The sequence below is a fragment of the Microbacterium paludicola genome (assembly GCF_039529675.1).
Lineage (GTDB): Bacteria > Actinomycetota > Actinomycetes > Actinomycetales > Microbacteriaceae > Microbacterium > Microbacterium paludicola.
Genome location: NZ_BAAANG010000004.1, coordinates 101850 through 108183, shown reverse-complemented (window position 1 = coordinate 108183; position 6334 = coordinate 101850). Strand labels below are relative to the sequence as shown.

The 6334-nt window shown below is 71.3% G+C and carries 6 protein-coding genes; 4 read left to right on the top strand and 2 right to left on the bottom strand.

The features are described 5' to 3' along the window. Positions 1-27 precede the first annotated feature (27 nt). Together rplS and ABD161_RS05115 are read right to left on the bottom strand one after the other, a co-directional pair. Positions 28-372, bottom strand: a complete 345-nt coding sequence (gene rplS / locus ABD161_RS05120; protein WP_135112056.1) for a 50S ribosomal protein L19 — start codon at positions 370-372, stop codon at positions 28-30. Between the two features lie 207 nt (positions 373-579). Beyond that, positions 580-1008 carry an MFS transporter permease gene (locus tag ABD161_RS05115; RefSeq protein ID WP_135112055.1) on the bottom strand — a complete coding sequence of 143 codons (429 nt, stop codon included), beginning with the start codon at positions 1006-1008 and terminating at the stop codon, positions 580-582. 108 nt (positions 1009-1116) lie between these two features. Between ABD161_RS05115 and map the strand changes: the two genes are divergently transcribed. The 4 genes from map (at position 1117) to cobA (ending at position 6297) form a co-directional block, all read left to right on the top strand. Next, on the top strand, positions 1117-1890 hold the full coding sequence (map, locus tag ABD161_RS05110; RefSeq protein ID WP_135112053.1) for a type I methionyl aminopeptidase: 774 nt from the start codon (positions 1117-1119) through the stop codon (positions 1888-1890). Between the two features lie 140 nt (positions 1891-2030). Continuing rightward, the gene (nirB, locus tag ABD161_RS05105) at positions 2031-4607 is read left to right on the top strand and encodes a nitrite reductase large subunit NirB (protein ID WP_344000292.1); all 2577 of its coding nucleotides are present in this window, start codon (positions 2031-2033) and stop codon (positions 4605-4607) included. After that, positions 4604-5068, top strand: coding sequence for a nitrite reductase (NAD(P)H) small subunit (locus tag ABD161_RS05100; protein ID WP_135112051.1), 465 nt, complete (start codon positions 4604-4606; stop codon positions 5066-5068). The genes nirB and ABD161_RS05100 overlap by 4 nt, the downstream gene beginning before the upstream one ends. Next, positions 5065-6297: a uroporphyrinogen-III C-methyltransferase gene (cobA, locus tag ABD161_RS05095; RefSeq protein ID WP_344000290.1), complete on the top strand. Its 1233-nt coding sequence runs from the start codon at positions 5065-5067 to the stop codon at positions 6295-6297. Before ABD161_RS05100 ends, cobA begins: the two co-directional genes overlap by 4 nt. The last annotated feature ends 37 nt before the right edge of the window (positions 6298-6334 follow it).

Genomic DNA, 6334 nt, shown 5'->3' with positions numbered 1-6334 from the left:
GGGGCTTCGTTCGAAGAGGCGCTGGGCTCAGCCGCGCTTCTCCTTGATCTTCGCCTTCTTGCCGCGCAGGTTGCGCAGGTAGTACAGCTTGGCGCGGCGGACGTCACCGCGGGTCACGACCTCGATGTGGTCGATGACCGGCGAGTGCACCGGGAAGGTGCGCTCCACGCCGACCTGGAAGCTGATCTTGCGGACCGTGAAGGTCTCGCGCACGCCGTCGCCCTGGCGGGCGATGACGACGCCCTGGAACACCTGGATACGCGAGCGGTTGCCCTCGATGATGTTCACGTGCACCTTGACGGTGTCACCGGGGGCGAAGGCGGGGATGTCGGAGCGCAGCGAGGCGGCGTCGACGGCATCGAGGATGTGCATGTCGGATCACTTCCTGCGGCCGCCACAGGTCGGCCGCGTTTGAGTCAAGGATTGGTCTGCGTGTGCTTGTGAGGTCTGACGACCCTCGGCTCCCCTGGGGCAGAGCGGCGAAACGGGCGCAGCAACAGCTGCACCGGTCACGGCACAAGGATCCATTATGGCACGCGCGGAAGCCGCGGCCAAACCAGTGAGCCCGGGGTCCCGGGGTCAGAGCGATCCGCGCTCGTTCACGATGATCACGCCGGTCGCGGGTGCGGTCCGCGTGAGGGCCGCCTCGCGGCGCAGCTGCCAGAGCTGGAGCCACAGCAGGCCGAGCACGGCGACGATCGCGAGAGCGAGGGTCAGCCCGAACCACGTCGGGTTGAACAGGCCGACGGCGATCGTCAGGATGTGCCACACCCCGAACCCCGCGACGTCGAGCCAGGACACCGCGCCGGTGCGGCGCACCGACGGCCGCGCGCGGTTCAGCAGCGTCAGGGCGATCTGGGCGAAGAACACCGAGGGCAGCGCGATGAACAGCACCCAGAGGAACGCCCACCCGCCGGCGCCCGAGATCCCCCAGCCGACGAGCACCCACAGGGGCAGCACGAAGGCGGCGGGCCAGAGCCAGCGGGAGAAGATGCGTCGAAGCGCCATACCGCGATGGTACGGCGCCGGCCCGTCGTCACCGCTGCGTGCAGGTCGCCCCATAGGGAAGACACAGCCGCCTATCGGCGAGAATGGTTCTCGAGCGAGAGGACTCTCATGATCGAACTGCGCACCCCGGCCGAGATCGAGCAGATGCGGCCCGTCGGCCGGTTCGTCGCGGAAACCCTCGCGACGCTGCGCGAGGACACCAAGGTCGGCACGAACCTGCTGGCCATCGACCGTCGCGCGCACGACATGATCCGCAAGGCCGGCGCCGAGTCGTGCTACATCGACTACCACCCGTCCTTCGGCGCCAGCCCGTTCGGCAAGGTGATCTGCACCTCGGTGAACGACGCCGTCCTGCACGGTCTCCCCCACGACTACGACCTGCGCGACGGCGATCTCGTGACGCTTGACTTCGCGGTCTCCCTGAACGGCTGGGTCGCCGACTCGGCGGTGTCCTTCGTGGTCGGCACGCCGCGCGACGAGGACCTCGCGCTGATCGACACGACCGAGCGCGCGCTCGCGGCGGCGATCGAGGCGGCGACCGTGGGCAACCGCACGGGCGACATCTCCGCGGCCATCGCGGCGGTCGCCCACGCCGAGGGACTCAGCATCAACACCGATTTCGGCGGTCACGGCGTCGGCCGCGAGATGCACGGCGACCCGCACATCGCCAACAATGGGCGTCCGGGGCGCGGATTCCCGCTGAAGCCGGGCCTCGTGGTCGCCATCGAGCCGTGGTTCCTGCAGACCACCGACGAGCTCGTCACGGACCCGGATGGCTGGACGCTGCGCAGCGCCGACGGCTCGCGCGGTGCGCACTCCGAGCACACCATCGCGATCACGGCCGACGGCCCGATCGTCCTGACCGACCGCACCGGCCTCTGACCGACGACCTCACACCGGCCCCGTGCCGGTCGTGAGGGAATCGTTCGATCGGGGTAATCGAACGCCGCGCCGCCGCGAAACACGCCGTTCCTACCGTGGGAATCCATCACCACCCGTGATCCCCCACCGGCAGGAGCGAGATGACCGCCTCGACTGATTCACCCCGTCGCATCGTCGTCGTGGGCGCCGGCATGGTGGCGCACCGCTTCGTCGAGAGCCTGCTGAGCCGGGCCGGCGACGTCGACATCACGGTGCTCGGCGAGGAGGGCCGCCGGCCGTACGACCGCGTCGGGCTCACCGCGTTCTTCTCCGGCTCCTCCCCCGACGACCTCACACTCGGGCCGGCACCGCTGCAGGATGAGCGCGTCTCGTTCGTCGGGGGCGACCCGGTCATCCGGATCGACCGCGGGGCCCGAACTGTCACGACGCGCTCGCGCAACGTCATCCCGTACGACACGCTCGTGCTCGCCACGGGGTCGTATGCGGCGCGTCCCGGGGTGGATGGCGCCGACCTGCCCGGCACGTTCGTCTACCGCACGCTGGATGACGTCGCCGGGCTGCGCGAGTTCGTGTCGGCCCGTTCCGCGCAGCTCGGGCGCCCGCTCGTCGGCACCGTGATCGGCGGCGGCCTGCTGGGCCTCGAGGCCGCGGGAGCGCTACAGGGGCTCGGCGTCGACGCGACCGTCGTGCAGTCGTCCGACCGGCTGATGTCGGCCCAGCTCGACCTCGCCGGAGGCAGCACCCTGCGCCGGCTCATCGAGGCGAAGGGCATCGCCGTGCGCACCGAGAGCCGCACGACGCGCCTGGATCAGGATCGGTCGGGCCACGTCACCGGGCTGGAGTTCCGCGACGGCTCGTACGCCCGCACCGACGTCGTGGTGTTCACGGTCGGCGTGCGGCCCCGCGACGAGATCGGCCGCGAGGCGGGTCTCGCGATCGGTCCGCACGGCGGCGTAGAGATCGACGGGGGCTGCGCGACCAGCGACCCGCACATCCTGGCGATCGGCGAGGTCGCCGCCTACGAGGGCCGCACGGTCGGTCTCGTCGCGCCGGGCTACGCGATGGCCGAGGTGGCCGCCGATCGTCTGGTGGGCGGTGCCGCCGCGTTCCCCGGGTACGACGACTCGACGAAGCTGAAGCTCTCCGGCGTCGACGTCGCGAGCTTCGGCGACGCGTTCGCCACGACGCCCGGCGCGCTCGACGTCGTCTACGCGGATCCGGTGTCCGGGGTCTACAAGAAGCTCGTGCTGTCGGATGACGCGAAGACGCTGCTCGGCGGCATCCTGGTCGGCGACGCCTCCGCCTACGGCTCGCTGCGTCCGCTCGTCGGAAGCGTCCTCGGCGCCGACCCTGCCGCGTACCTGATGCCCGCCGATGGCGTCGAGGCGCCCACGGGAGACCTGCCGGACGAGGCGATCGTCTGCTCCTGCTCCTCCGTCACGGCGGGCCGGATCCGCGGCGCGGTCCACGAGGACGGCTGCGCCGACGCCACCGCGGTCAAGGCGTGCACGAAGGCCGGGGCGACCTGCGGCTCGTGCTTCACCATGGTGAAGAAGATCGTCGGCAAGGAGCTGACGAAGCTCGGGCAGACGGTCAGCAACGCGATGTGCGAGCACTTCGACATGTCGCGCCGGCAGCTGTTCGACGCCATCCGCGTGTCGGAGCTCACGACCTTCAGCGCGATCATCGAGCGCTTCGGCCACGGCCGCGGCTGCGACATCTGCAAGCCGGCGATCGCGAGCATCCTGTCGGGCCTGGTCGGATCCCACGTGCTCGAGGGCGAGAACGCCACGCTGCAGGACACGAACGACCACGTCATGGCCAACCTGCAGAAGGACGGCTCGTACTCGGTCGTGCCGCGCATGCCCGGCGGCGAGGTCACGCCGGAGGGGCTGATCGCCGTCGGCCAGATCGCGAAGGACTTCGGCCTCTACACGAAGATCACGGGCGGACAGCGCGTCGACATGTTCGGCGCGCGGCTCGAGCAGCTGCCGCTCATCTGGCAGCGCCTGGTGGATGCCGGCTTCGAGTCGGGACACGCGTACGGCAAGTCGCTGCGCACGGTGAAGTCGTGCGTGGGCTCGACGTGGTGCCGGTACGGCGTGCTCGACTCGGTCGGCATGGCCGTGAAGCTCGAACTGCGCTACCGCGGCCTGCGGGCCCCGCACAAGTTCAAGCTCGGCGTCTCGGGCTGCGCGCGCGAGTGCGCCGAGGCCCGCGGCAAGGACGTCGGCGTCATCGCCACCGAGAACGGCTGGAACATGTACGTCGGCGGCAACGGCGGGTTCACACCCCGCCACGCACAGCTGCTGGCCGAGGGGCTCGACGACGACGCGCTCATCACCGCGATCGACCGGTTCTTCATGTACTACATCCGCACGGCCGACCGCCTGCAGCGCACGGCCCCGTGGTTCGAGGAGCTCGAGGGCGGCATCGAAGAGCTGCGCCGCGTGATCTTCGAAGACAGCCTCGGGATCTGCGCCGACCTGGACACCCAGATGGCGCGCCACGTCGAGGACTACGAGGACGAGTGGGCGGCGACGCTGCGCGACCCGGAGAAGCTCAAGCGCTTCGCGTCGTTCGTGAACGCCCCCGACACCCCGGATCCGTCGCTCGCCTACGTCGCCGAGCGCGGCCAGGTGCGACCCGCGTTCCCCGAGGAGCGCGAGAGCGGCGCCGTCCTGATCGCCGGAACGACCCTGGAGGTGCGCCGATGACCATCGCCGAGCAGACCGCGCCCGCCGCGGAGACCACGGCGGCGCCGCGCGGATGGGTGCGCGTGTGCCGCGTCACCGACCTGGAGGTGGAGCGCGGCCGCGCGGCCCTGCTGGGCCGCGACACGCAGATCGCGCTGTTCCTGCTCGCGGACGGCACGGTGCGCGCCGTGTCGAATTATGACCCCTACGGGCACGCGAACGTCCTCTCTCGTGGCATCGTCGGGACGAAATCACTTGGTAACACGCCACAACCGTCAGGAAACACGGCGCTGTCAGACTCTGGCAACGAAGAGTCGCGCGAGGAAGTGCCCACGATCGCCTCACCCCTGCACAAGCAGGCGTGGGACCTCCGCACCGGAATGGTGGTGGAGACCCAGGGCAAGGATCCGCTCGACATCCCCGTCTGGCCGGTCGCGGTTCGCGACGGCGATGTGCTCGTCAAATGGGAGGAGAGGCGATGACGACGATGCTCGGTGTTTCGCTCGCCGGCCGCGATGTGCTCTTCGTCGGCGGCGGGTCCGTTGCCGCGCGCCGCATCCCGCGCCTGATCGAGGAGGGCGCCGCCATCCGGATCGTCGCTCCCGTTCTGGGCGCGGAGACGACGGAGCTCGTCGAGCAGCACGGTCTGACCTGGATCGCCCGCACGGTGCGGGAGGAGGACGTCTCCGCGGCCTGGCTCGTGCACACTGCCACCGGTGATCCGCGCATCGACGCGGACGTCGCCGCGTGGTGCGAGAGCGCCCGCACCTTCTGCGTGAACGCGTCCGACGGCGCCCACGGTTCCGCGCGACTGACGGCCGAGACGCGTTCGGGCGACGTCGTCGTCGCCGTGTCGTCCGACGCGGGCGTCGACCCCCGGCGCGCGGCACGAGTCCGCAACGCCATCGCCGCCCTGCTCGATCGCGGCGCCCTCCCCGTCCGCCGCGTCAGGGAGTCGGCCCGCGGGCGCGTCGCCCTCGTCGGCGGCGGCCCCGGCCCCGTCGACCTGATGACCGTGCGGGCCCGGCGACTGATCGCGGAGGCGGATGTCGTCATCGCCGACCGGCTCGGTCCCGTCGACGTCCTCACCGAGCTGGATCCCGACGTCGAGGTCGTCGACGTCGGCAAGCGCCCCGGCCATCACCCGGTGCCGCAGCACGAGATCAACGCGCTCATCGTCGCCCATGCCCGGGCCGGCCGACGTGTCGTCCGGCTGAAGGGCGGCGACCCGTTCGTCTTCGGCCGCGGCGGCGAGGAGGTCACCGCGTGCCTCGAGGCCGGCGTGCCCGTCGAGGTCGTGCCCGGCCCGACATCTGCCGTGTCCGTGCCGCAGGCCGCGGGAATCCCGGTCACGCACCGCGGCGTGTCCGGCGCGATGCACATGGTCAACGGCCAGGGGGACCTCACCCCCGCCACGCTCGCGGCGCTCGCGGACGACGCGGTGACGACCGTGGTGCTGATGGGCGTCGCAGGCCTCGCACGGATCGTCGACGCGGCGCTGGCAGCGGGCGCGCCCGAATCCCGTCCCGTCGCCATCGTCGAGAGCGGTCATACGTCGCAGCAGCGGACGACGCACGCGACGCTCGCCACGGCCGTCGCCGATGCCCGGTCGGTCGGCATCCGCAACCCCGCCGTCATCGTGATCGGCGAGGTGGCCCGCCTCGACCTGCTCCTGCCCGTCCCCGCGGCCGAAGCCGCCGCCGCGGGCTGATCCTGTCCGCCCGCCGCCGTCGCGATCCGCGCCCGCC

Excerpts from the sequence above, each read along its gene's own strand:
- map (WP_135112053.1), top strand. The coding sequence starts at position 1,117 with ATGATCGAACTGCGCACCCCGGCCGAGATCGAGCAGATGCGGCCCGTC.
- ABD161_RS05100 (WP_135112051.1), top strand. The coding sequence starts at position 4,604 with ATGACCATCGCCGAGCAGACCGCGCCCGCCGCGGAGACCACGGCGGCG.
- cobA (WP_344000290.1), top strand. The coding sequence starts at position 5,065 with ATGACGACGATGCTCGGTGTTTCGCTCGCCGGCCGCGATGTGCTCTTC.
- ABD161_RS05115 (WP_135112055.1), bottom strand. The coding sequence starts at position 1,008 with ATGGCGCTTCGACGCATCTTCTCCCGCTGGCTCTGGCCCGCCGCCTTC.
- rplS (WP_135112056.1), bottom strand. The coding sequence starts at position 372 with ATGCACATCCTCGATGCCGTCGACGCCGCCTCGCTGCGCTCCGACATC.
- nirB (WP_344000292.1), top strand. The coding sequence starts at position 2,031 with ATGACCGCCTCGACTGATTCACCCCGTCGCATCGTCGTCGTGGGCGCC.